This is a genomic window from Roseibium aggregatum IAM 12614 (assembly GCF_000168975.1).
Taxonomy (GTDB): Bacteria; Pseudomonadota; Alphaproteobacteria; order Rhizobiales; family Stappiaceae; genus Roseibium; species Roseibium aggregatum.
The window spans coordinates 291205-314022 of sequence record NZ_AAUW01000005.1; the positions used below are offsets into that span (position 1 = coordinate 291205).

The following is a 22818-nucleotide window of genomic DNA, read 5'->3' on the forward strand; positions in this document are numbered from 1 at the left end:
TGATGGACGCGCAAGTCTCTTTTCTGGATCAGCTCTTTGCCGAAGGCGTCCTGCATGACAGCGGCGTCGACGGCCTTTATGCCCGCAGCGGCGAATTTGAAGACGTCATTGCCCGTTTCGAAAAGTTTGCCCTCACTTACGGGCAGGACGAAATCTCCGAAGCGATGGTGTTCCCGCCGGGAATGACCATGCAGGATTTCGAAACCAGCGGCTACATGAAGAACTTCCCCCAATTGGCGGGAACGGTGCATGCCTTTTGCGGCAATGACCATGACCACATGGGGCTGTTGCAATGCATGGCGGCTGGCGACGACTGGTCCAAGGACCAGAAGCCGACCCAGGTAGCTCTGACCCCGGCCGCCTGCTATCCGCTTTATCCGATCCTGTCGCGCCGTGGCCCATTGCCGGCGGAAGGGGCATACGTGGCGCTGCAGTCCTACTGCTTCCGCCACGAGCCGTCCAAGGATCCGGCCCGTATGCAGATGTTCCGCCAGCGCGAATACGTGCGTGTCGGCTCCGCCGAGCAGACCATGGACTTCCGCGAGACGTGGAAACAGCGTGGCTCGGACATGATGGAACGGCTGCAACTGCCGCATCATGTCGATGTCGCCAACGATCCGTTCTTCGGCCGTGTCGGCAAGATCATGGCGTCCGGCCAGCGTGAACAGGAACTGAAATTCGAAATGCTGGTGCCCATCACCTCGGAAGAAAAGCCGACGGCCTGCATGAGCTTCAACTACCACATGGACAATTTCGGCAAGGCCTGGAACATCCGGCAGGCCGATGGATCGCCTGCCCACACTGCCTGTGTCGGCTTCGGTCTCGAACGTCTTGCGCTTGCGCTGTTCCGCCATCACGGTTTCGACACGTCCAAATGGCCTGAAGGTGTCCGTGCCGCGCTTTGGGGATAAGGGAAGGCAACATGACGCAAGCTGTGTTTGACCGCTTCAATGCGGCAACCTACGTGCGCAGTCCGCTCCATTCCCAGGACCGGGACTGGCCCGAAACCAACTGCTATCTCGATGTCTGGATCGAGGTGCTGCCCTCGCTCGGCTTGCCGGCAGAAGCCTGCCTTTCCTATTCGGTCACCCAGGACTTTGAAGGCGACCAGTTCACCTTTTTCAAGGTGCCGCTGGAGGACCTGGAAGCGCTATACGGCCTCAAGGTCACCGAGCTTGCCATCTATGACCGGGTCGAAAACCACGTTCAGCAGCAGATCGAACGGGGCCGGTTGTCGCTGGTTGAAGTCGACAGCTATTTCCTGCCCGACACGCATGGCGTCGGCTATCACGAGGCCCACGGCAAGACCACGATCGCGGTCAACTGGATGGATTTTGAAGCCCGGACGATGGAGTATTTCCACGGTCTGGGCCTGCACCGGCTGGATGGCGACGATTTCGATGGCGTTTTCCAGCGCGGTGCTCATGAAAAGACGACGCCGTTTCTGCCCTACACGGAATTCGTGAAGGTTCCCGAGACGCTGCCGACGCCCGCGCACATCCTGAGTGTTTCGGAAAGCCTGCTGCGCCATCATCTGAAGCGCCGCCCTGAACAGAACCCGATTGCCGCCTTCGCACAGGTCTTCCCGGCGCAGGTAGAAAAGATCTGCGAACGCGAGTTCGGTTTCTTCCACCTTTATGCCTTCAACACGCTGCGCCAGCTCGGGGCGAATTTTGAACTGTTCTCCTCCTACCTCGATTGGCTGGTGGCTGAAGGCCGGACCGAAATGACCGAGGGTGTGGAGATGGCCAGGACCATTTCGTCCACCTGCAAGATGGTGCAGTTCAAACTGGCGCGCGCAGTCATGCGCAAGAAGTTCCAGGGGCTGGACGAAAGCTTGCAGCCCGCGGTCAACGCGTGGGACAGCCTGATGCAGTTGCTCGACCGTCACTACGGCGATGAGGAAACACGCTTTTCGCCCGTTGTCAGCGCCGCCGGGGTTTGAATGATCGACCTGAGTGAAGGGGCCTGGTCGCTGTCACTGACAGAGCCAGGGGCCATCGAAACGCCGCATGCAACCGGCCATCAGTGGGACTTTGTTCCCGCAAGGGTTCCGGGAACCGTTGCCGGTGCTCTGGCGAAAGCTGGCCGTTACGACCCGGAAGACCCCTTTCCGCTCCATGACAAGGATGTCTGGTACGAAGCCTGGTTCGACGCAGAGCCGGGGCAATACCGCTTGTGCCTGGACGGACTGGCAACCATTGCCGAGGTTTACCTGAACGACGTTGAAGTTCTGTCCAGCCGGAACATGTTCCGGAAATACAGCCTTCCCGTCGAACTCACTGGGCGCAACGTCCTGAAAATCTGCTTTCGTGCGCTTGAACCGCATCTCAACGCGAAGGGCCCGCGCGCCCGCTGGAAACCGCAACTGGCAACCAGCCAGGGCCTGCGGCTGGTGCGGACGACGCTGCTCGGCCATATGCCCGGCTGGTGCCCGGAGATCCATGCCGTCGGCCCCTATCGCCCGATCCGGCTGGAACGCGAAACGGCACCACGTATCGTCGACAAGCACATTCTGGCGGATCTCGCCCCGGACGGCAGCGCCGCGCTGTCGGTTGCGGTCAGACTGGAGAATGTGGACGCTGAACCGGTGCTGACCTGCGCCGGGGTATCGGCGAAGATGACCCGTCAGGACGACGGCACCTATGCGGCGACACTCCGCCCAGAGGGCATCACGCCCTGGATGCCGCACACGCACGGCGACCCTGCGCTCTATGATGTGGCGGTGCACTGCGCGGATCACACGTTTTCGCTGGGCAAGACAGGCTTTCGCCGGGTCGAGGCAGACCACGGCCACGATGGGCGAGGCTTCGGCCTGAAAATCAATGGCACATCCGTCTTTTGCCGTGGCGCGGTCTGGACCAATGCGGATCTTTTAAACCTGTCGTCCGGCCGCGAAGCCTATCGTCCCTTGTTGGAAAAGGCGCGGGATGCGGGCATGAACATGCTGCGCATCGGCGGAACGATGCTTTACGAAAGCCGCGCCTTCTTCGAGCTGTGCGACGAACTCGGGCTGCTGGTCTGGCAGGACTTCCAGTTCGCAAACTACGATTATCCCGTGAAGGACAGTGCCTTCGTTGAGGAGGTCGAGGCGGAACTGCGCGATCAACTGAAGGAAAGCATGGGCTGTCCGTCAGTTGCCGTTCTGTGCGGCGGCAGCGAGATCTACCAGCAGGGCGCCATGATGGGGCTTCCCGAAGACCGCTGGAAGGGGCCGCTGTGTGAGGAGATCCTGCCGGAGATTGCCGCAGCGCTGCGCCCGGACGTGCCTTATGCTGCAAATTCTCCCTGCGGCGGTGTCCTGCCGTTTTCTCCCACTGAAGGCATCGCGCATTATTACGGCGTTGGCGCGTATTTGCGTCCGCTGGAAGACGCCAGGCGGGCCGATGTCCGCTTTGCAGGCGAATGCCTTGCCTTTTCCAACGTTCCCGTTCAGCAGAGCCTGGAGGAAGGCTTGCCGGCGAAACCCGGCCATGATCCGCGCTGGAAGGCGCGGGTACCGCGTGACCGCGGCGCTGGCTGGGATTTCGAGGACGTGCGCGATCACTATCTGAAGCTGCTCTATGACGTCGAGCCTGCCGCCCTTCGCCATGGCGATCCTGACAGATATCTCGATCTCGGGCGGGCGGTTACCGGCGAGGTCATGTCCGAGACCTATGCCGAATGGCGACGACCTGCGTCCAACTGCCAGGGCGCTCTGGTCTGGACCCTTTCCGACCTTTCGATTGGGGCGGGATGGGGGCTGATTGATGCGGCCGGACGGCCCAAGCCCGCCTGGTATGCGCTCAAGCGGGCCTTCCAGCCGGTTCTGGCGTGTGTAACCGACGAGGGGACCAACGGCCTGGCCATTCTCGTGATCAACGAACGGGCTGAAGAAAAGCCCGTCAAGGTCAGCATTGCCTGCCTGAAGGACGGCCAGGTGCCGGTGGTTTCAGGAGAGTTGGATCTTGTTCTTTCGCCCCGCAGCGCCAGGACGCTCAATGCGGTAGATCTGATCGGTGCGTTCTTTGACGTTACCTACGCCTATCGCTTCGGACCGCCCTCCCACGATATCACCGTGGTGCGTCTTTGCGATGCGCAAACCGGCGAACAGATTTCCGAAGCGCATCATTTTCCGCTCGGGCGCGGACATCACCGTCATTTCGATGCACCAGAGGTAAACGTTCATGAAGACGAGGCGGGGACCTGGTCTTTGATGATTGTTGCCAGGCGGTTCCTGCAATCGGTCGCCGTCGACGTGCCCGGGTTTGAACCGGAAGACAACTGGTTTCATCTGGCGCCAGGGGAAACAAGGCGGGTTCGGCTGAGGCAGGTCGAAGGCGACGTCCGTAGCGACGGTCAAACAGCTCCGAAGGGGCACCTGGTTGCGTTGAATTTCGCAGGCCGGACCACCTTCTGACACCGCTCGGCAAGCAAGTGCTTATCTGCCCGCTTTGTCTGCCGCCGCCGGTGCCTTTGCCCACAAAATGAAGAACCATGTCCCGATCGTCAGCGCGATCTGGACGGCGAAGCGGAAAAGCGCCGCACCGGCCAGGCCGCCTACCATGGTGCCAAGCGTAACGACAGGGATCAGCAAGAGGCTGGTGCCGATGAGCAGTGCCATGCGAACGCGTTGACGCCCGGTTGCCCGCAGGACGTCCGCCCCGACACCCGAAAGACCCATAAGCAGCGGATAAAAGGCGAGGCACACCACGACGATCGGCGTCTCGGCGAAATCCTCTCCCAGTACAAGGGGGATGAACCCTGCGGTCAGCAACAGGAAGGCGGCGACTGGCAGCGCCAGGAAAACCGTGACGGGCAGCAGTTTGACGCCGAATGCAAGGCTGCTTGCCTGACCGCCCTGCGCCTGCCGGAAATGACGGGTGTAGGTTGCATAGAGAAACGCCCGGACCGGCGCGGAGGCCGCATCGATGATCCTGAACCCGGCCGCGTATTGCCCCCCTGCATCCGCACCCAGATTGTGAACCACCACCGGTTTATCCAGATCTCTCATGCCGCCGATGGAAAAGAACTCGATGCAGTAGAGCATGCTGAGTTTCAGGTCGTTCCGGATCAGGGTAAAGACCGGGCGGCCGAGATCGCGCAGGATGAGCCAGCACGCAACGACAGCCGACAACAGCCCTGCCACGAAGAACCACCAGGCCCATTCATCGAGCGTGAGAGTTCCGGGCAGCATGGTGGCAACCAGGAGGAACGCAAGTTTCAGGGCGGCCGCCAGGATGTTGATGACAATCTGTTTTCTGGCCTGGTCAAAGGCCATGTAGGATTGCGCACCCAAGATGACGAGTTTCGTGAACAGCAGATCCGTCAGCGAAATGATCGCGATGGTCGAAAGCGGAACGGAATCGCCGATGAGAGAATACAGCAAGGCGAGCGTTACCGGCAGGACGAGCGGAAAGGTCAGCCCCATCATGATCAGGGAATGGCCAAGATACTTGCCGAAGGACTGAGGCTCCACCGCAACCCGCTGCAGGAGCAGGTATTCGCTGCCCAGGCCGACCACGAAACCGGCCATGATGGAAACGCTGGTGATCGTTACGAAGAGACCGTATCCCTCAGGCCCGAGTGCGCGCGAGATGAACAGGAAAAACGCAAGCTGAATGACAAGCTGCAGACCGAAATTGATCGTGTACGAAATCGTGTTGGCAACCAGCGGCAAACGCGACAGACCAAGCAGCCTGTCATAGAGCGCTTTGAGCTTATCAAGAGCCGGACGGGAGTTCTTGGACACGAATAGGCCTCGAGGCGTTAGCCGTTGGTCTGTGAGCAGCGGGGGCCACAAAAAAGGCCTTCGGTCCGCGGAGAGCAGTTATTGTGTCGCCATGACGGGACAGATCATGTCTAGGTGTCAATTCTGACCTTGCCGTTAATAGGGGCTTTCCCGGTTCAAATAAAACCAATTTTAACCTTCCTTTTATCCCGGCTGAGCCAAGGATGGCGCATCGGGTTCAATTAAGATCGGCAAAACATGTTGGCACATACGCAGGTTTTGACATTTCACGGCATAGGCGACCCTGCGGTACCTGTAACTCCGGCCGAGCGCAATTATTATGTGACGGTGGAAACCTTCAGGCGCACTATCGCTCGTCTTTCCGACCTCGAGAGGCAACATGGCGTCTCAATTGAAGTGACCTTTGACGACGGTAACCTGTCCGACATCGCAACTGGTCTTCCCGCACTGACCGACGCTGGCCGGATAGGCCGGTTTTTTGTTCTTGCCGGACGGATTGATACCGAAGGGTTTCTGAGTGCGGGCCAGATGCGCGAAATCGCGGCCGCCGGGTCGGTGATCGGAAGTCACGGTCACGATCACGTCGACTGGCGCAATCTGGATGAAGCCGGATTTCAGCGGGAGTTTTATGACGCCCGCAAGAAAATCGAAGATACGGTTGGTCTTCCCGTCACCGAAGCGGCCATTCCCTTTGGCGCCTTCGACCGGAACGTCCTGCACAGATTGAAAGACGCGGGATACAGCCGGATCTACACCAGCACACCCGGTTTGGCTTATGGCAGTTCCTGGTTTTGTCCCCGCTGGTCGCCGACAGCAAGCTTCGATCCGGATACCGATATCGCTCCCCGACTTTCGATGAAGCAGAAACTGAAAAGTTCGCTGTATTCACTGGCCCGCCGGGGCCGGTACCGGATCTAGCCTCCAGGGGCTATGGGGCGACACCCTAATCCGGCTTCTTGTAGAGTTCCGCCAGCGGGCGACCAAAGACGGCGCGCAGCTTTCCCATGTTGAGCGAAAGTTTTTGCCGCATCCGGAAGGAGCGGGCCTTGTCGAACAGCCGGAAGGAAAGTGCCAGCGACCCGGCGACCCCGCATTTTGCCAGCGCTCCTAACGCAAACACCATATGCCACAAAGGGTCGGGATGTCTGGCGAGGCGCATTTGGCCATAGCTCTGGCCTGCGCGCACGGCCCGGCTGAGGATGAAGTTCATCGACAGACGTTCTTGCGGGACATGTTCACGGGCAATCGCGTCGTCCGTGGCAAAAATGCGCGCGCCGCGTTCGGCTGCCTGGGCAAAAAAGATCGTGTCTTCGCCCCCAGTGCGGCCGTAGGCTTCGTCGAACCTCAGCTTCAGCGCGCGCACGAAATCGACCCGCACCAGCGTATTGCCGCCTCGGCCGGTATAGAGCCTTTTGCCCCGGTGTCCCCAGTCCGTATAGAGCGGGTTTGCCCGGCGCAGCCAGTCGGGCGTATTGTCGGGATAGACGGGCTTCACCGGGCCGATCACCACATCCGCGTTGAACTCTTTCTGGCAGTCGAAGAGCTTTACCAGCCAGTCGGGTTCCACCCATTCGTCGTCATCGACAAAAATAAGCCAGCCGCCGTCGGCGGCATTCAGCAAAGCGTTGCGGGCCGTCGAGATATTGCCGCTGGCAACCGCCAGACAGGTTACGTCCAGCGACTTGATTGGATGGGCGGTCACGAGTTTCGTTGCTGCGCCGGATTTGGAATCGTCGGCCACCAGCACCTTTAAATCCACGCCAGCCGGTCTCGTCACCGCAGCCAGTGAGCGGAGCGTATCGAGCAGGGTTTCACGGCCGATGCTGGCAATGGCGACGGAAACAGTTTCCATTCAGGCGGGGCTCCGAGGCGGGTTGGAGACAATCAAAAGGATGTGACAAGACCCATTCATGCACGAAAAGATCCTGCCGTATTATTAAACAATGGCTTAGGAAAAAGGCGCAAGATGCGCCGGATTTGCAATAGTTTGTCTTTAACCCACGAATAAGCTGGAGCCAGCCTTCGATATGAACCGGCAAGGTTTCGATACCTCCACTGCTGCACCGGTTGCCAGAATGTCTCCGGTGGCCGTGCCGATCGCGTTCGACGGTCTTGCCGGCTACTTTCATCCGGCCGGTGGAAGCACTGCAATCCTGCTCCTCAGCCCGTGGGGATACGAAGAGCTTTGCTCGCGCAAGAGCTACAGGATGCTTGGCGAGAAACTGGCTGCGGCAGGGTACCCGTGTCTGCGCTTCGATTATCCGGCGACAGCGAATTCGCATGGCGACAGCGCGGATCTTGAAGACAAGTCCGCCTGGCGGAATTCCGTGAAACGGGCGCTTGCCGAACTTAGACGGCTTGCGAACCCGGATCGTGTCGTCGTGATCGGGCAGGGGATCGGTGCAGGTCTCGCAGCAACCCTCGCCGAAGGCGGGGAAGTTGCGGGGCAGGTTCTTCTGGCACCGGTTGCCCAGGGCCGCGCCTATCTGCGCGAACTGGCAGCCTGGACCGCGATGACGCAGCCGACGTTCCTGGTCAAGGCATCGGATGGCCCTGAGGGCGGGCTGATGGCAGGCGGGTTCGTCCTGTCGGCCGCAACGGCAGACGAGATCAAATCGATCAATCTCTTCAAGGCGCAATTGCCGTCCGGGTTGAAAACCTTGCTGGTGGAACGCAGCGGCCATCCGGGGGATCAGAAACTTGCGGGCCATTTCACCGAAACGGGCCTGTCGGTCGAAACGCTGCCGTTTGAGGGCTACGCCGACTATGTGTCCGACCCGACGCTGTCCGTGCCGCCGGTTCAAACGCTTGAGCGGATAGTGGCCTGGATGAAGGCCAGTTTTCCGGCGGACCAATTAGAGCTGGCACCTGGCGCCGAATGCACCGCCGTGTCCCAACCCTTGCCGGATGTGGTTGAAGAGGCGCTGCGCTTCGGGCCGGACAAGATGTTCTTCGGCGTGCTGGCAACACCGCTTGGCAAGGAGACGAAAACCGCCGTCGTCATCCTGAATTCTGGCTACGACCATTCCATCGGCTGGGCGCGTATGTCGGTCGGCTTTGCCCGCTCTCTTGCGGAATACGGCTGTGCGGTGCTGCGGATGGATCTGGCCGGCATCGGCGAGAGCAGCTATTGGCCGAACCAGCCAGCCCAGGTGCTTTATTCAGACAAGCAGCTTGATGATGTCAGAGCCGCGGTCGGTTTCGTGAAGGAACGTACCGGAGCGGACACTGTTATCCTGTTCGGCCGTTGTAGTGGGGCCTATCTCGCCCTTCTGGCCGCGTCTGCCGATGAACGTGTCAACGCTGCCTTCCTGGTCAATTCGCGCAAGCTGGTCTGGGATCCGGACGAAGACGTGGACAAGGCCATCCGCGAGCCGATCCAGACGCTCTCCAGTTACGGTCGCAAGGCGGTCGATCTGAACACTCTGAAACGTGTCGTATCTGGAGATATCAATCTGGTATCGGCCTTGAAAAAGGTGACCCGGGCCGCGAAGCTCAAGGCCGACCGGAAACTGGCACCGGTTCTTGGAAACCTTTCACGGCATCACCGGCTGTTCAAAATTCTGACGAACCGTCTGAAGCTTCTCAAGCAGCGGGGTGTTCCGCTCTGTCTTGTCTATAGCGACAATGACAGAGGGCTCCTGGAACTGCACAACTGGTTCGGCCCGGACAGGCGTGGTTTGAAAACCTATCCGAATATCAGGGTTGAAGCTCTGCCGGATGCCGATCACAACCTGACACCGGTTGCTGCCCGCCAGCAGATGTTTGCCCTGTTGACTGACTTTGTCGCCCACGTGGCTAGTTCGAAATCGAGCAAGTGACGGATTGACGAGCCGGTGTCACGCGTATTTTCGGCGTGACGGCGGCGTGGTGCCTGTCATTGTCCGCACCAGCCCGGCGGGGCGGCCTTCTGCGATCGTAAGCAGATCACGGGACAGGATCGGCATCGAGATCTGATTCTCTTCCCGTTCAGCGACGGTCACCAGGAACTGCGTTGAAAGACCAGCAAGCGGATCGTCTTCTGCAAGTTGCGGCAGGGCCACGCCGTCGATGATGACAAGGTCATAGTCCCGGGCAATGTCGGCGAAATCAAAGGCTTCGCGGATGTTCATCCGGTGGTGCTTGTACTTCGGCAATCCCGAAACCAGCGACAGGAAGGCGATCCCGAGTTCGTCATAGTCGACGATCCGCTCTCGCAGCGTTCCGCCGAGGTCATCCACGTCGTCCAGGCTCAGATCATGGCTGAGCATCCGCTGTTTCGGTTCGCCGTCGGCAAGAAGCACGTGCAGCCCGCGCTGGGCAGCTCCAAGGGCAAGGGCGAGGGCTGCAATGGTCTGGCCATGGCCAAGGGCCGGAGAGGTCAGAAACACGATGCGCGTGCCGTTCTGGGCAGGGGCGTCCTGAACCGCCGCGACGATCTGATCAACACCTTCTCCGAACGCCCAGCCTGGTCCGTCTTCGTCCGAATAATACCGGTCGACCGCATCCTGCACGGCGGAAACGGCGTCGGAGCTGAGCGGACGCACGCTGCCGTTTTCGTCGGTTTCCGTCAGCCAGGGCAACTGGCTGATCACCTGCAGGTCAGGGTCCGGACTGGACGACAGTCTGGACGGCGTGCGTTTGCTTCTCGCCCGGGTGGCGGGCAACTCCGATTGCGGGCGCGCATCGTAGGAGGCATCGACCCGCGTGACGACAGGCGACGCCGGCTGCACCGGGTCGGCCACAGCCATTGCGGGCTCGGGGGTCTGCATGAACTCCGGCAGCAGATGTTTCTTGGCGATGCGGATCGCCTCGCCACCAACTGCGATCATCGTGCCGAAGAGCACACCCAGAATGCCGGCCAGAATGACCATGATCTTGCGTTTCGGGTAGACCGGGCTTTCCGGAGGGATTGCCGGAGAAATGATGCGGGCGTTTGGAAGGACAACCTGATCGAGCTGCGAGATTTCCTTGGCCCGGCTCAGCGCGATCTCATAAAGCTGCCGGGTGGCCTGCGCTTCCGTTTCCAGTTCACGCAACCTGATCGAGGCCGCCTGATCGACGTCGGAGAGGTTCCGCGTGGAATCGAGCTGCTGCTCGAGCCTGGAAACCCGTTCCTGATTGACCTGGACATCGATACGCGTCGAATCTGCAATCCGTTTGATTTCGTCGCGGATGAGATTGCGCAGCCGCTCAAGCTGGGATCTGGACTGCGCCACGGACGGATGCGACGGCAGCAAATCGGCCATCAACTGGGCTTCCGTGCGTGCCGCAGTCGCATATTGCTGGCGAAGCGAGGAGATCGTAGGGGAATTGACCACATCCGCGATGGATTCCGCGTCGACACCGCTTTTCAGCACCCGCTGGATCTCATCGTATTTTGCGGTCGCTTCGGCCAGTGCGGCGCGGGCGTCGATCAGCCTGGAGTTCAATCCGGTCAGTTCCTGACCCGTCAGCAGAGATCCTTCGTCGGAGTTCTGAAGCTTGTTGTCCGCGCGGAATTTCTGGATTTCTTCTTCAGCCTGCCGCAAACGGTCGCGCAAATCCACCAGCCGGTCGTCGATCTGCGCCGCCGCTTCGTCCGAGGCGAGGTCCACCTGCCGTTTCTGGTCGGACAGGTAGCTTTCGGCGATCGAGTTCGCAAGAACGGCGGCTTGCACCGGAGAAGGCGATTCCGCTGAAATATTGATGACGAAGGTCTGACCGACTCTCTTGACGATCGTTGCATCGGCAAGGGCTTCGACCGCCGCGGTTTCCTGCGCTTCAAGCGTCGCGGCGTCTTTCTTGGTATCACCGAAGATCAGGCTCTTGAACTGGCTCATGAGGCCTGGCTTTCCCTCTCCGAAATGAGGGTCTTCGGACAGGTTGTTCTCACGGGCGACCGGACGCAGCACGGTGTCGGAATGGATGACCGAAATCTGGCTGTCGATCACTTCCGAACCCTGTCCGGACCGGCTCGGGCGGTTCGGGTCGTCAAATGGCTGGCGCACCGTCGGGTCGAACAGGACCTGCGAAGACGCCCTGAAGATCGGGGTGATGGTCAGCGAGTAGGCGGCAGTGAGAGCGGCAAAGACAAAAGCGATGGCAGCGATGAGAAAGATACGGCGACGCAGGACCTGAAAAATGGACAGGATGTCCAGGGCAATGGCATCGCGGCCTTGAGCCGACGTTCTATCGTAAGCCTGATTTTCTACCTGTCTGGGGTCCACAAAAAGTCACCTTTTCTCCTCGCGCGCACGCACCTTACTGCTTGTAAGCACTTATGGTTAGTGAACTGCTAATTTGCGGCAAGACTACGGTGCGTCACTACCGCGAGGAGGGCAGCGGTTGTGCTGGCAAAAGAGCGGGCGGCGGGGGATGGTCTATCGATTGTTCCAGGTTCGCACCACCGCATGAGGAAGCAGTGCGGCGAGCAGAAAGATCAGCCAGTTCAGGGAGAACGACCGGAACCAACTGCTTTCCAGCATGTTGTGACAGACGACAAAAAGCATGAGGGAATAGCAGAGGAAGGCGATCCTGGTGTCCAGGGCAACGACCCGGGCAGCGGAAAAAAGAGCCGTCAGGACAATCAGGAACAGCACCGAGATGCCGGCAATGCCGAGCTCCAGCATGACGTCGAGATAACCGTTGTGCGCCTGAATCAGCAAGATGACGAAACCCGGAGCTTCGCGAAAGGCAATTGAATCGGAGCCAGTTGCCCAGAACGAGGCATAGCCCTGGCCCAGAAAAGGGGCTCTCGAAATCACGTCAGTGACAAAAGCCCAGATGAAAGTCCGGCCTGTGTAAGTCTCGTCGTTGAACAGGAACAGCGACAGATCAGAAAAACCGAACCGTGTGAGGAGCGACAGGAACGTCAACAGAACGGCTCCGGTCACAGCCCCGAAGATCAGCAGCACTGCCGCGTTCATGCGGAAGAGAAAGGCCATGCCGACCGCAACATAGGCAATGGCCGGCATGAGGACCGCCAATCCGAGAGACGTTTTCGACTGGCTGAGGACGAGCAGGCCAAAGGCAAGGGCCGAAATGATGAGCATGCCGAACCGCTTCGCCAGTCCGCGTGACATCAGGAAGCCGTAGAGGTTGAACATCAGCGCCAGAGCCATCACGGCACCGAGATTGTTCTTCTGGGTATAGATGCCGGCGTGGCCGATCGGTGTTGGCGGCAGCACGACGACGGCAACCGCGTTGAGCAGAACGACCGTGTTCATCAGCAGCATCAGCCGTCTGAGCAGCGTGCGGGCGTCGTCCGTGAAGGAAACCGAAATCACCAGGCTCAACACGATGATGATTTGCAGAACCACACGGCGAAACGCAATGCCGGGTGCATGAGACCACAGCACGCTTGTGACAGCGAGCAGAAGGTAGAGAAGGAGAAGCCATATGAGCGGGCTTCGCAGCACCGTGAACGTGTTGAGCAGGCGGCGTCCCGCGGACACGAGCACCAGCAGAAACAGGCAGATCCAGAAGAGCTGGTTCAGCGCGTTGGATTTCGACGCACTGATGTTTGCAGCAGTATCTTCCCCGCCGGAGGACACCAGGACAAACGGGCTGATCAGCATCGGATAGGCGAGCAGCAGAACCGGAATCCAGTTGAAAATCCGGTCCAGCAATGTCTGCCTGTGCAACACGGCCTGTGGCCCGGACTGTTCAACGGGGTGAACTGTCAAATCCCAGTCTCCAGATCGATTACGACTGCGGAACCTGCGCTCCGGTCCAAAAGGACCTCAGCCTTCAAGTCAGTCACTAGGCATGATTCGCAGGCACCGGCTCAATCTACCAGCCGCCTTTTCGCACAGTCGACTTAAAATCCGGCCCCGGCCGCACCCGTGCGGCTTGCGAGACTCACAACGCGTTGGCGTTCAATCCCAACGCGTCGACCATTCCCGGCTCGACGGTTCTCTTGACGTTGTCGGTCATAAGGCCGAAGCCTTCATAGTAGTCCCAGAGGGCCCAGCCGAAGCCGCGTTCTTCCACGACGGTGCGCACGTCCTTGATCCACGCGAGCCGGCTGCCGTCGTCCGGAAGACCCTTCGGCGGACGGATGGCGCTGAATTCGCCGAGCACGATCTGGTCAGGGGCGATGCCGTGTTTGTCCACCCACTGCGAGATCGTGTCGAACCGGCTTTCGATGAAAGCCCGGTCGGGTCTCTTTCGTTTGTAGTAGTCCAGGACACCATCCATCGCCTTGTCGAAGGCATAGTCGGGAACGTCGACATCCGCCGCCTTCAAGGCCGCGATGTGCTGCCGCGTCCTCTCTTCTGCGGTCTCAACATTGCCCGCGGTCCAGGGGTAGCTGAGGCCGGCGATGTAGCGCAGCGGGTCCAGCACCCACGGCAGAGACTGGTGGGTGAAATAGAAAGGCTCGTAGAAATGGAAGTCGACGATGATCTTGTCGTCGTAACCCTCCAGGCTCATGTATTCGAGACCTTCCAGGGAACGCCAGCACCCCGGTGTCAGCACAATCGGCAGATCCGGCGCAACGCTGCGCACCCTGTCGTAGAGCTGCTTTTGAGACACGGACCAGTCCTGTCCGTCTTCCCGGAAGCACACGCCCTGCGGTTCGTTCATAAGCTCCAGCGCGACCTTGTCCGTCGGCAGATCGCGGATCCGTTTGGCCACATCTTCCAAGAGATCGGCATAGGCCTGAAAGCGGGGGCCCGGAGCTTCTTTCAAGATGTCGGCAGGGGTCCAGTCCGTCAGGTAGGTGGCCGGGTGTATGTCGACCATCACGGCAAAGCCGCTGTCCAGCAGGCGAACGGTGATGGACTTCATATCGTCCAGCAGAATGCGCCGTTCGCTGTCCGTCGCGGCCAGAAAGACGCCGGCGTCAATCGGAAGGCGAATGAAGTCGAACCCGAGGGCGCGTAGTCTTTCAAGTTCGGCGTCGGAAACTTTCGAAAGCTCGCCCTGAAACGGCGGCCACAGATATTTTCCCGGGCGTTTCGGGTCGCGGTAAGCGAAGCTTTGCAGGCGGGAGACGTTGACGCCGCGCTTGAACTTGGGGATCGAAACGGTGGTTTCCGGCACTGCCTGGACACCGGCGGCAATGGCGTTCTGACGTTCATCCAGATAGAGAAAACCGGCCGCAAAAACGAGGAAAGCCACGCCAAAGGCAATCGTGGTCAGCCAGGACCAGAGGCGCTTCGGCTTTCTTGCAGTCACATGCGGCTCCGTTGCTGAGCGGGATTCAAGATGGCTTCCAGGTCCTGACGGTAACTCTCGAGGATCATTGCAGGGTTGAACCGGTCGTGCAAGATTTGCTCACTTGCCACGATCTGGTTGCGATAGTGATCAGACTTTTCGGCCAGATCCGTGAAAGCCGCCGCTATGCCTGCGACATCGCCGGGCTTCACGCCGATACCGACGTCGATGTCGTCCAGATAGCCGTCGATGCCCGTGTCCTTGCCATAGATGATCGGCAGTCCGGCAAACAATGCTTCCAGATAGACCATCCCGAAGGTCTCGTTGTAGCTGACCAGTGCCATGGCCAGATAGTTCGGCAGGACCTCGAACAGGGTCTTGCTGTCCATGGGCCCGAGGATCTCAACGCTGCCGCCGAGACCCAGGTCGGCAATTTCCTTTTTGGCAGCCTCGACCGCCTCCGGACTGCCGGGACCGATCAGATCCAGACCGATACCGGGATGTGTTTTTCTGAAGGCGGCAAAGCCCTGCAAAAGGTCAGACATCCCCTTCCGTTTCCGCATGTCCAGATCGAACACACTCACGAACCTGGGGATCGGATCCTTTACCGGCACCTTGCTCGTGGAGTTGCCGACAATGTTGGGAAGCAGTCTTTCCTTCTCCGGCTGTTCGGGGACATACCGGTGGTAGGTGTCCCGGAACCAGGCGGAGATATGGTAGATCTTGTCTGCACGCGCCGCGATGCGGCGCATCAGGTTGCGGTAGGTCGGCTTGAACAGCAGAACCTTGCGCTCGGATTCGCCGCGAACGGAAACGAACAGCCGCGTATCCGGTCCGAACCGCTCCACCAGCCACAATCCCGCAATGCCCTCGAACGAAAGCTTGTGCGCATGGACGAGGGCCGGCAGGCCATGCTCCGCCTTCATGGTCTTCAGGACGTGCCGCGCGACGCGGCGCATCGCCATGGCGAGACCGAAACCCATTGGCAGGCCGAAGTAACGGTACGAGTAGAGCCGTACCCCCTTGTCTTCACCGCAATCCATGAAGCAGGCCTTCCAGGGCAGACTGGTCCTGTCCATGGTCACGACAACGTGCCTGCCGTAATCCGTGCCGGTGACCAGACGCTGGATCGCCGTGGTTCTGCGGTGAAATTGCTGCGGATTTGGGTAGTCGGCGCTCAGATGCAGGATGAGGGGTGCTGCGGTGTCCGCTTCACTGAATTCAGTCCGTGTGTCCATAATCTCCCCCGCAGCGAACGTCAGCGGCAGAACGATTGCGCCGCGCACATCGGATTTTGAATTCAACAAGACGAAAGAGGGCCCGCCAGCGTGTCAGATCGTCAATTCCGGAGCAAACTTCCATCATCACGTTTCAATAAAGAGTGAATGACACCGCGCAACGGACCTGCGAACGGCATTCTGCAGGGTTTGAGGAAACCAATATCGAACAATCGACAAAAATAACTAACTTTAAACGCCGGTTCGGCACAGTGCCGGCGTGCAGACCTTCAGACGGTGACCCGTTCTTTTGATGAGCGGAACGCGTCTTGCCAGCAAATAGCAGAGGGAAACTGCAGGGGAGAAAGATGTATGCCGGACCGGATCGACGAAGACAGGGATGCCAGAGCGCTCGGCGCGCAAAGCTTCGGCTTGAAGAACAGGCTGTTCCGCATTCTCTGGGGGATCGTCTGGTTCCTTCTGGCGTCCTGGACGCAACCTCTGCATGGCTGGCGCCGATGGCTGCTGCGCCGGTTCGGCGCAACCGTCGGGCAAGGGGTCTATGTCGCTCCTTCCGCCCGGATCTGGCATCCGGGCAATCTGATTCTGGAAGACTTTGCCGCCATCGCCGATGGTGCGGATATCTACAACATGGGGCCGGTTACCATCGGCCGGTACGGCGTTGTTTCCAAGCGCGCGCACATTTGCGCCGGTACACATGACATCAACGACGACAAGTTCCTGCTGATCGCAAAGCCCATCGTTCTGGAAGCCTATAGCTGGGTTGCCGCGGAAGCCTTTGTCGGCCCCGGGGTTCGCGTGGGTGAGGGGGCTGTTCTGGGAGCGCGTGCGGTGACGGTCAAGGATCTGGCACCCTGGACCGTTTATGCCGGCAATCCTGCCAAACCGCTCAAGGAACGGCAGCGGTTTGAACGCAACGATGTGCCGAAACGGGGGTGGCGGGAGCCGCTGGAAACCGCTGACTGATTTTCCCGCCAAATCGGGCTCGCCCGCGGCCAATTAAATATCGGTAACTACGCACTTTCTAACGGCTATGTTTACAACTGCTTAGAGACAAATCGGGTATTGCTCGGATGCGCGCGCCTCTGACGCGAACGGGGCGGACGCATTGGTGAGGCTGGGATCGGAATGCTGGCAAGAGATTTCGAAAGTGAATTGCTGGGGAGCCGGATCGAAGCAACCGCCATCGGTCCGTTTGCCATCGGGCGCTTTCGCTCCCGGGATGCGATTCAACTTGTCGAGTCGGCCGTGCAAAATCGCCGGAAACTCGATATTGCCATATGCAACGCTCATACGCTCCTGTCTGCTCTGGACGACCCCCGGTACGCCGCAACGCTCCAGAAGATGACGCTCCTGAACGACGGCATCGGCATCAGCCTTGCCAGCAAGCTTCTCAAGGAAAAGCCTTTCCCGGAGAACCTGAACGGTACGGATCTCATCCCGCGAATCCTGGCCAATATCGGTATTCCGCTGCGGATCTATCTGCTTGGAGCCAAGGAAGAGCAGGTCAGGCTTGCCAAGGAACACATCGAGACTGCCTACCCGAAACACCACGTGGTCGGGTACCGGGACGGCTATTTCTCACAGGATGAAATTGACGGCCTGTGCGAGGGGATCAATGCCGCAAATCCGGACCTGTTGCTGGTCGCCATGGGCAATCCGCGGCAGGAGTATTTCATCGTGGAGAACCGGTCTGCCTTGTCCGTTCCGGTCGCGATCGGGGTCGGGGCGCTGTTCGACTTCATGTCGGGCGCAGTTGTCCGGGCTCCGAAGATTGTCCAGGCTGCGGGTCTGGAATGGCTGTTCCGCCTGATGCAGGAACCACGCCGACTGTTCCGCCGGTATGTGATCGGAATTCCGCGCTTTCTGTTTGCGCTGATGAAAATCAGGTTCTCAAGATCCAGCGGCTCGCGCTAATTCCTGTTTGCAAGTATCTGCCTCAACCGGTCGACGAGCGCTGCAACCGTCGGAGCGGTTTCGGCGTCAGGAAGCTGCGGCCGGGCGATCATGATGACGGGAAGTTTCAGGGCGCGCGCTGCCTCGATCTTGGCAATGGACCGACTGCCACCACTGTTTTTCGTGACCACATGCGTGATGTTCCTGTCCCGAAATAGCGAGATTTCCTCGGCGGCTGATGTCGGCGGACGGGAAAGAAGCAGCTCCCAGGACCCCGGCAACGGGGCTGGCGGAGGCTCGATCATCCTTGCAAGGCCGAAAATATCGGTGCGATGGGTAAAGCGCTCGATCTCCTTGCGGCCGATAGCCAGGAAAGCTCGTGCACCGGTTGGCAGGGCCATGGCTGCCTCGTCCATGGAGACGACATGTGTCCAGCGGTCGCTTTCGCCGGGCTGCCAGGAGGGCCGTTCCAACCGCAGCAGCGGTAGCTTGAGTGTCTTCGCCGCTTCGGCTGCGTTGTGGCTCATCTGGGCGGCGAACGGATGGGTCGCGTCGACAATGGCCGTAATTTTTTCCTGCCGCAGATAGGCGAGTAAACCTTCGACGCCGCCGAAGCCGCCGACCCGCGTGGGCACACCAAGATCGGGCAAATCGCGAACCACCCCGGCAAAGGACGCGGTCAGGCGACTTTCCGGAAATGTCTCCGCCAGGGTTTTGCCAAGCTGCCTGGCTTCGCTTGTCCCGGCAAGGAGCAGGATATGATTAGCCTCAGCGGTCAAAGCCGGTTTCCCCCAGCACCTTGCCCTGCCGATCGGTGATCAGCACTTCCACATCCACCGGCGCATCACGCAGGATCTGGCGGACGGCGGTTTTCGTTCTGCGGGCAAGCGGGCCACTCAGATCGATACCGGCAGCCAGGGAGGCGTCCAGCACCTCCTTGGCCGTATTGGCCGAAGCTGCCTGTTCGATCAGGTCGCCGGGAGCGTTTTCCTGCCGCAGAAGATCCTGCAGGAAGGAAAAGTCGACGGAGCTGCGGGCCGAATGCAGGTCGAGCGCCCCTTGTGCCAGCTTGGTGAATTTCGCAAAGCCGCCGGCAAGGGTCAGCCGGTCGACCGGATGACTGCGCAGGTATTTGAGCAAACCGCCGGCGAAATCGCCCATATCGAGATAGGCGGTTTCGTCCAGGTCGTAACGGGCCTTCACCGCATCTTCGGAACTGGCGCCGGTTGCGCCGACCACATGGCCAAGCCCGACCGCGCGGGCAACATCAACCCCCCGGTGAATGGACGCGATCCAGGCCGCACAGGAGAACGGGCGGACAATGCCGGTCGTGCCCAGGACGGACAGTCCGCCCAGGATGCCGAGCCGGGGGTTCATCGTCTTGAGAGCGAGCTCCGCTCCGCCTTCGATCGAGACGGTTATCTCGACATCACCGGCACCGCGGTGCTGCTCGGCAACCTCTTCGATCGCCGTTCGCATCATCTGGCGCGGAACCGGATTGATGGCAGGTTCCCCTGGCGGGATCGGCAGACCGGGTCTTGTGACGGTGCCGACGCCATCTCCGGCCTTGAAGACCACCCCGGTGCCCTTCGGCAACAGGCTGACGGTCGCGCTTACCAACGCGCCATGGGTCACGTCGGGGTCGTCGCCCGCATCCTTGATGATGGCTGCCGACGCCGTTGATCCTGAAAGGGTGTGCCGGGTGAGGGCAAAGGCAGTCGTTCCACCCTTTGGCAGGGTGATTTCGACCGGATCGGGGAAATCGCCGGTCAAAAGGGCCTGATACGCCGCCTTGGCAGCCGCTGTCGCACAGGCTCCTGTCGTCCAGCCCCGCCGCAGCTCTTTTGGCTCTTCCTTCGACATGCTCTTTCTATAGACGATCAATTTCCGCTTTGCGCAGATTAGTTTATGTGCGCGATGAAATGTCGTTTTCGCATCGTTTTTGATCGCCGAAGCGCTTGGCGTTGCCGGGCCACACGGGTAAACAGGAACCATGATTGGTAACGACGACGACAACAGACTGCCTGAGGGCGTGCCGGGTGGCCTTCCGGTGTTCGAGCCCGGCTGGGTTTGGCTTGCGGGCGCGGGGCCGGGCGATCCGGGCCTTCTGACGCTGCATGCGCTCAACGGCCTGCGTCAGGCCGATGTCGTCGTATTTGATGCTCTTGTCGATCAGAGCATTCTTGCCTGGGTCAAACCCGGAGCCGTGACGGACTATGCGGGCAAGCGCGGCGGCAAGCCGAGCCCGAAGCAGCGCGATATCACCTTGAAGCTGATCGATTACGCCCGTGAGGGCAAGCGCGTACTTCGCCTGAAGGGGGGCGATCCCTTTGTATTTGGCCGTGGCGGTGAGGAAGCCCTTGGACTTGTCGAGGCCGGTGTGCCGTTCCGCATTATTCCGGGCATTACCGCCGGTATCGGCGGTCTTGCCTACGCGGGCATTCCCGCAACGCACCGCGATTGCAATCAGGCCGTGACTTTCCTGACCGGCCATGACCAGACAGGCCTGACACCCGACGCAATCAACTGGGACGGCATCGCCAAGGGCTCTCCGGTCATTGTCATGTATATGGCGATGAAGCATCTGGACGTCATAGCCGGCAAACTGATTGCCGGTGGACGGTCTGTGGATGAGCCTGTGGGAATCGTGTGCAATGCGTCCCTTTCGGGCCAGGACGTTCTGGAAACCACCCTCGGCCGCTGCGCTGAAGAGGCCAAGGCCGCGGGTATCGAACCTCCGGCAGTCGTGTGTGTCGGGGAAGTGGTGCGCCTGCGCAAGGGGCTCGACTGGCTCGGAGCCCTGTCCGGCAAGGTGCTCGACAGTGATCCGCTAGGCATCCGTGTAGCGCACCGTACCGCCGATGCCGGCTGACACTGGCACGGCAGATGCCAGAGGTGTCCTGATCGCGGCGCCGTCATCAGGGGCCGGCAAAACCACACTGACACTTGCACTGCTGCGTGCACTGAAGTCCTCTGGTTGCACGGTGGCCTCGGCCAAATCGGGCCCGGATTATATCGATCCGAGATTTCACGAAGCTGCCAGCGGAACGCCCTGTATCAATCTCGATGCCTGGGCGATGGACCGGGCAACGCTGCAGTCGCTCGCAGGCCGCCAGGCTAAGGGGCGCGATATTCTCGTGGTTGAAGGTGCCATGGGGCTGTTTGACGGGGCGGCCAGCGGCAAGGGCTCTGCAGCCGATCTGGCGGCAAGCCTGCATTTGCCGGTGATTCTTGTCGTTGATTGCGGCAAGCAGGCCCAGTCTGTCGCAGCGCTTGTTCACGGGTTTCAAAGCTTCCGGCCGGATATCACTCTTGCAGGCGTCATCCTCAACCGGGTTGGCAGTCCGCGTCACGAAGCCATGCTGCGCACGGCTCTGGCCCCCCTCGAGATCGATGTTCTGGGGGCCTTGCCACGTTCACAGGACCTTGTCCTGCCGGAACGCCACCTGGGTCTCGTCCAGGCGGGCGAACACCCGGATCTGGAAACCTTTCTGGAAAAGGCAGGAGAGATTTGCGCCCGGCAGATCGACCTGAACCGCCTGAATGCCTTGGCCGCTCCTCTTGCCACCACCGCACATGCCACGGAAAACCTGCCCGCTCCGCTCGGTCAGCGCATCTCCATCGCGCGGGACGTCGCCTTTGCCTTTTCCTATCCGCATATGCTGGAGTTCTGGCAAAGACAGGGGGCAGAGCTCCACTTTTTCTCGCCGCTGGCTGATGAAGCACCGGCTCCGGGTGCCGATGCAATCTTTCTGCCCGGCGGTTATCCTGAACTTCATGCCGGAAAGCTGGCCTCGGCGCGTACGTTCAGAGCCGGTATCTTGAACGCCGCCAGCACAGGCGCGCTGATCTACGGCGAGTGCGGCGGTTACATGACCCTCGGCGCAGGTATGGTTGACGCCGAAGGCACCCGTCATGAAATGCTGGGGCTATTGCCGCTGGAGACATCGTTCGAGACCCGAAAGCGCCATCTCGGCTACCGGAAGGCTAAAGCGCTGAGTGGCCTGCCGTGGCAAAGGCCGCTGTCCGTCCACGAATTCCACTATGCTTCCATAGTTTCGGAAGGTGCGGCAGAACGGCTGTTTTCAGCCGAAGATGCCGAAGGAACCGAACTGGCGCAGATGGGGCTGCGCTCCGGATCGGTCATGGGCTCCTTTGCCCATGTCATCGCGCTCGCCTAAATCACCTCAAGCACGACCAGCTCGCAATAGACGTCTTCCTTGGTGTGATAGGGACTGTGGGTGATTTCCAGCGTCCTTGTCTTGCCGTCCTTTTCCAGCTTTTCGACCTTGGCCTTGAAGCCGTCGGCTTCCCAGGCGCTATCGCGCACTGTCAGGACGATGGGAGCGCCCGGCTTGGCAATGCGCAGCAGTTCATCGATCCCTTTCGGACCCACATGGCCATTCGTGAAGACGCCTGCGCTGACGATGCCGTCATAAATGTTGTCGTCAATGCTTGAGAGCGGGCCCATCATGTCGGCCTGGGAAAGATTGCGGTAGATCCCACGGCTGCGCGAATGCTCCAGCATCGCCGGTGTCAGATCGATACCGTCAATGGTCAGGGCTGAATTGCGACTGTTCAGCTCGCTCCCGACAAGGCCGGTGCCGCAGCCGGCGTCCAGCACGAGGGCTGTTTCCGGCACGCGCTTGACCAGGGCTTCCGCTGCAATCCTGGGACCGACATAGCCGATGGCCTGAAGCAGATCGTCGTCGTAGGTGTCAGCCCAATCCGCGTAAAAATCGCGTATGGCGTCTGGATCGCCGGTGAGAGAAATCGCCTGTTTCAGAAGAGGGTTTTCATCGTGCATGGCGCGCTCCTGTGTGAATTGAGTCC

18 protein-coding genes are annotated in these 22818 nt (G+C 60.1%); 9 read left to right on the top strand and 9 right to left on the bottom strand.

Translation table 11 applies throughout. The features are described 5' to 3' along the window. Positions 1-2: 2 nt before the first annotated feature. Genes SIAM614_RS08985 through SIAM614_RS08995 form a run of 3 tightly spaced genes read left to right on the top strand, consistent with a single transcriptional unit; the run spans position 3 to position 4399 of the window. Positions 3-911 (top strand): amino acid--[acyl-carrier-protein] ligase, encoded by a 909-nt coding sequence (locus tag SIAM614_RS08985; protein ID WP_040439654.1) that lies wholly within the window; start codon positions 3-5, stop codon positions 909-911. Positions 912-922: 11 nt separating this feature from the next. Beyond that, positions 923-1945 (top strand): DUF1839 family protein, encoded by a 1023-nt coding sequence (locus tag SIAM614_RS08990; protein WP_006933789.1) that lies wholly within the window; start codon positions 923-925, stop codon positions 1943-1945. Then, on the top strand, positions 1946-4399 hold the full coding sequence (locus SIAM614_RS08995) for a glycoside hydrolase family 2 protein (RefSeq protein WP_006933791.1): 2454 nt from the start codon (positions 1946-1948) through the stop codon (positions 4397-4399). 21 nt (positions 4400-4420) lie between these two features. Here SIAM614_RS08995 and SIAM614_RS09000 read toward each other — a convergent pair whose 3' ends face one another. Continuing rightward, positions 4421-5731, bottom strand: coding sequence for a lipopolysaccharide biosynthesis protein (locus tag SIAM614_RS09000; RefSeq protein WP_006933793.1), 1311 nt, complete (start codon positions 5729-5731; stop codon positions 4421-4423). Positions 5732-5968: 237 nt separating this feature from the next. Between SIAM614_RS09000 and SIAM614_RS09005 the strand changes: the two genes are divergently transcribed. Beyond that, positions 5969-6649 (top strand): polysaccharide deacetylase family protein, encoded by a 681-nt coding sequence (locus tag SIAM614_RS09005; RefSeq protein WP_050789351.1) that lies wholly within the window; start codon positions 5969-5971, stop codon positions 6647-6649. 25 nt (positions 6650-6674) lie between these two features. Here the strand turns inward: SIAM614_RS09005 and SIAM614_RS09010 are convergent, their stop codons facing one another. Then, on the bottom strand, positions 6675-7583 hold the full coding sequence (locus SIAM614_RS09010; protein ID WP_006933796.1) for a glycosyltransferase family 2 protein: 909 nt from the start codon (positions 7581-7583) through the stop codon (positions 6675-6677). A gap of 175 nt (positions 7584-7758) precedes the next feature. On the opposite strand from SIAM614_RS09010, the gene SIAM614_RS09015 reads away from it, so the two are divergent. Beyond that, on the top strand, positions 7759-9552 hold the full coding sequence (locus tag SIAM614_RS09015) for an alpha/beta fold hydrolase (RefSeq protein WP_006933803.1): 1794 nt from the start codon (positions 7759-7761) through the stop codon (positions 9550-9552). Positions 9553-9570: 18 nt separating this feature from the next. Here the strand turns inward: SIAM614_RS09015 and SIAM614_RS09020 are convergent, their stop codons facing one another. From SIAM614_RS09020 to SIAM614_RS09035, 4 genes are all read right to left on the bottom strand, one after another. Then, on the bottom strand, positions 9571-11919 hold the full coding sequence (locus SIAM614_RS09020) for a GumC family protein (RefSeq protein WP_006933806.1): 2349 nt from the start codon (positions 11917-11919) through the stop codon (positions 9571-9573). Between the two features lie 153 nt (positions 11920-12072). Then, on the bottom strand, positions 12073-13377 hold the full coding sequence (locus SIAM614_RS09025) for an O-antigen ligase family protein (protein WP_157139747.1): 1305 nt from the start codon (positions 13375-13377) through the stop codon (positions 12073-12075). 175 nt (positions 13378-13552) lie between these two features. Beyond that, positions 13553-14872, bottom strand: coding sequence for a glycoside hydrolase family 5 protein (locus tag SIAM614_RS09030; RefSeq protein WP_006933810.1), 1320 nt, complete (start codon positions 14870-14872; stop codon positions 13553-13555). Then, the gene (locus SIAM614_RS09035; protein WP_157139748.1) at positions 14869-16089 is read right to left on the bottom strand and encodes a glycosyltransferase; all 1221 of its coding nucleotides are present in this window, start codon (positions 16087-16089) and stop codon (positions 14869-14871) included. Before SIAM614_RS09035 ends, SIAM614_RS09030 begins: the two co-directional genes overlap by 4 nt. A gap of 351 nt (positions 16090-16440) precedes the next feature. Between SIAM614_RS09035 and SIAM614_RS09040 the strand changes: the two genes are divergently transcribed. Both SIAM614_RS09040 and SIAM614_RS09045 read left to right on the top strand, forming a co-directional pair. Continuing rightward, the gene (locus SIAM614_RS09040; RefSeq protein ID WP_006933813.1) at positions 16441-17055 is read left to right on the top strand and encodes an LbetaH domain-containing protein; all 615 of its coding nucleotides are present in this window, start codon (positions 16441-16443) and stop codon (positions 17053-17055) included. Between the two features lie 162 nt (positions 17056-17217). Beyond that, on the top strand, positions 17218-18006 hold the full coding sequence (locus tag SIAM614_RS09045) for a WecB/TagA/CpsF family glycosyltransferase (protein ID WP_006933814.1): 789 nt from the start codon (positions 17218-17220) through the stop codon (positions 18004-18006). Here the strand turns inward: SIAM614_RS09045 and SIAM614_RS09050 are convergent. Both SIAM614_RS09050 and SIAM614_RS09055 read right to left on the bottom strand, forming a co-directional pair. Continuing rightward, positions 18003-18764 (bottom strand): cobalt-precorrin-6A reductase, encoded by a 762-nt coding sequence (locus SIAM614_RS09050; RefSeq protein WP_006933815.1) that lies wholly within the window; start codon positions 18762-18764, stop codon positions 18003-18005. The two genes, SIAM614_RS09045 and SIAM614_RS09050, sit on opposite strands and share 4 nt — an antisense overlap. Next, positions 18754-19848, bottom strand: coding sequence for a cobalt-precorrin-5B (C(1))-methyltransferase (locus tag SIAM614_RS09055; RefSeq protein WP_040439662.1), 1095 nt, complete (start codon positions 19846-19848; stop codon positions 18754-18756). The genes SIAM614_RS09050 and SIAM614_RS09055 overlap by 11 nt, the downstream gene beginning before the upstream one ends. Before the next feature lie 130 nt (positions 19849-19978). Here SIAM614_RS09055 and cobA point away from each other — a divergent pair, with 130 nt between their 5' ends. Both cobA and SIAM614_RS09065 read left to right on the top strand, forming a co-directional pair. Then, positions 19979-20857 carry a uroporphyrinogen-III C-methyltransferase gene (gene cobA, locus SIAM614_RS09060; RefSeq protein WP_006933817.1) on the top strand — a complete coding sequence of 293 codons (879 nt, stop codon included), beginning with the start codon at positions 19979-19981 and terminating at the stop codon, positions 20855-20857. Next, complete coding sequence (locus tag SIAM614_RS09065) at positions 20847-22166, top strand: cobyrinate a,c-diamide synthase (protein ID WP_006933819.1); 1320 nt, start codon at positions 20847-20849, stop codon at positions 22164-22166. Before cobA ends, SIAM614_RS09065 begins: the two co-directional genes overlap by 11 nt. Here the strand turns inward: SIAM614_RS09065 and SIAM614_RS09070 are convergent. Then, entirely contained in the window at positions 22163-22792 is a 630-nt protein-coding gene (locus SIAM614_RS09070; RefSeq protein ID WP_006933820.1) for a class I SAM-dependent DNA methyltransferase, read from the bottom strand. The two genes, SIAM614_RS09065 and SIAM614_RS09070, sit on opposite strands and share 4 nt — an antisense overlap. Positions 22793-22818 lie beyond the last annotated feature (26 nt).

Coding starts and splice junctions, on each gene's coding strand:
- SIAM614_RS09035 (WP_157139748.1), bottom strand. CDS start 16,089: ATGGACACACGGACTGAATTCAGTGAAGCGGACACCGCAGCACCCCTC.
- SIAM614_RS09040 (WP_006933813.1), top strand. CDS start 16,441: ATGCCGGACCGGATCGACGAAGACAGGGATGCCAGAGCGCTCGGCGCG.
- SIAM614_RS09015 (WP_006933803.1), top strand. CDS start 7,759: ATGAACCGGCAAGGTTTCGATACCTCCACTGCTGCACCGGTTGCCAGA.
- SIAM614_RS09055 (WP_040439662.1), bottom strand. CDS start 19,848: ATGTCGAAGGAAGAGCCAAAAGAGCTGCGGCGGGGCTGGACGACAGGA.
- SIAM614_RS09005 (WP_050789351.1), top strand. CDS start 5,969: ATGTTGGCACATACGCAGGTTTTGACATTTCACGGCATAGGCGACCCT.
- SIAM614_RS09045 (WP_006933814.1), top strand. CDS start 17,218: ATGCTGGCAAGAGATTTCGAAAGTGAATTGCTGGGGAGCCGGATCGAA.
- SIAM614_RS08995 (WP_006933791.1), top strand. CDS start 1,946: ATGATCGACCTGAGTGAAGGGGCCTGGTCGCTGTCACTGACAGAGCCA.
- cobA (WP_006933817.1), top strand. CDS start 19,979: ATGATTGGTAACGACGACGACAACAGACTGCCTGAGGGCGTGCCGGGT.
- SIAM614_RS08990 (WP_006933789.1), top strand. CDS start 923: ATGACGCAAGCTGTGTTTGACCGCTTCAATGCGGCAACCTACGTGCGC.
- SIAM614_RS09070 (WP_006933820.1), bottom strand. CDS start 22,792: ATGCACGATGAAAACCCTCTTCTGAAACAGGCGATTTCTCTCACCGGC.
- SIAM614_RS09065 (WP_006933819.1), top strand. CDS start 20,847: ATGCCGGCTGACACTGGCACGGCAGATGCCAGAGGTGTCCTGATCGCG.
- SIAM614_RS09010 (WP_006933796.1), bottom strand. CDS start 7,583: ATGGAAACTGTTTCCGTCGCCATTGCCAGCATCGGCCGTGAAACCCTG.
- SIAM614_RS08985 (WP_040439654.1), top strand. CDS start 3: ATGGACGCGCAAGTCTCTTTTCTGGATCAGCTCTTTGCCGAAGGCGTC.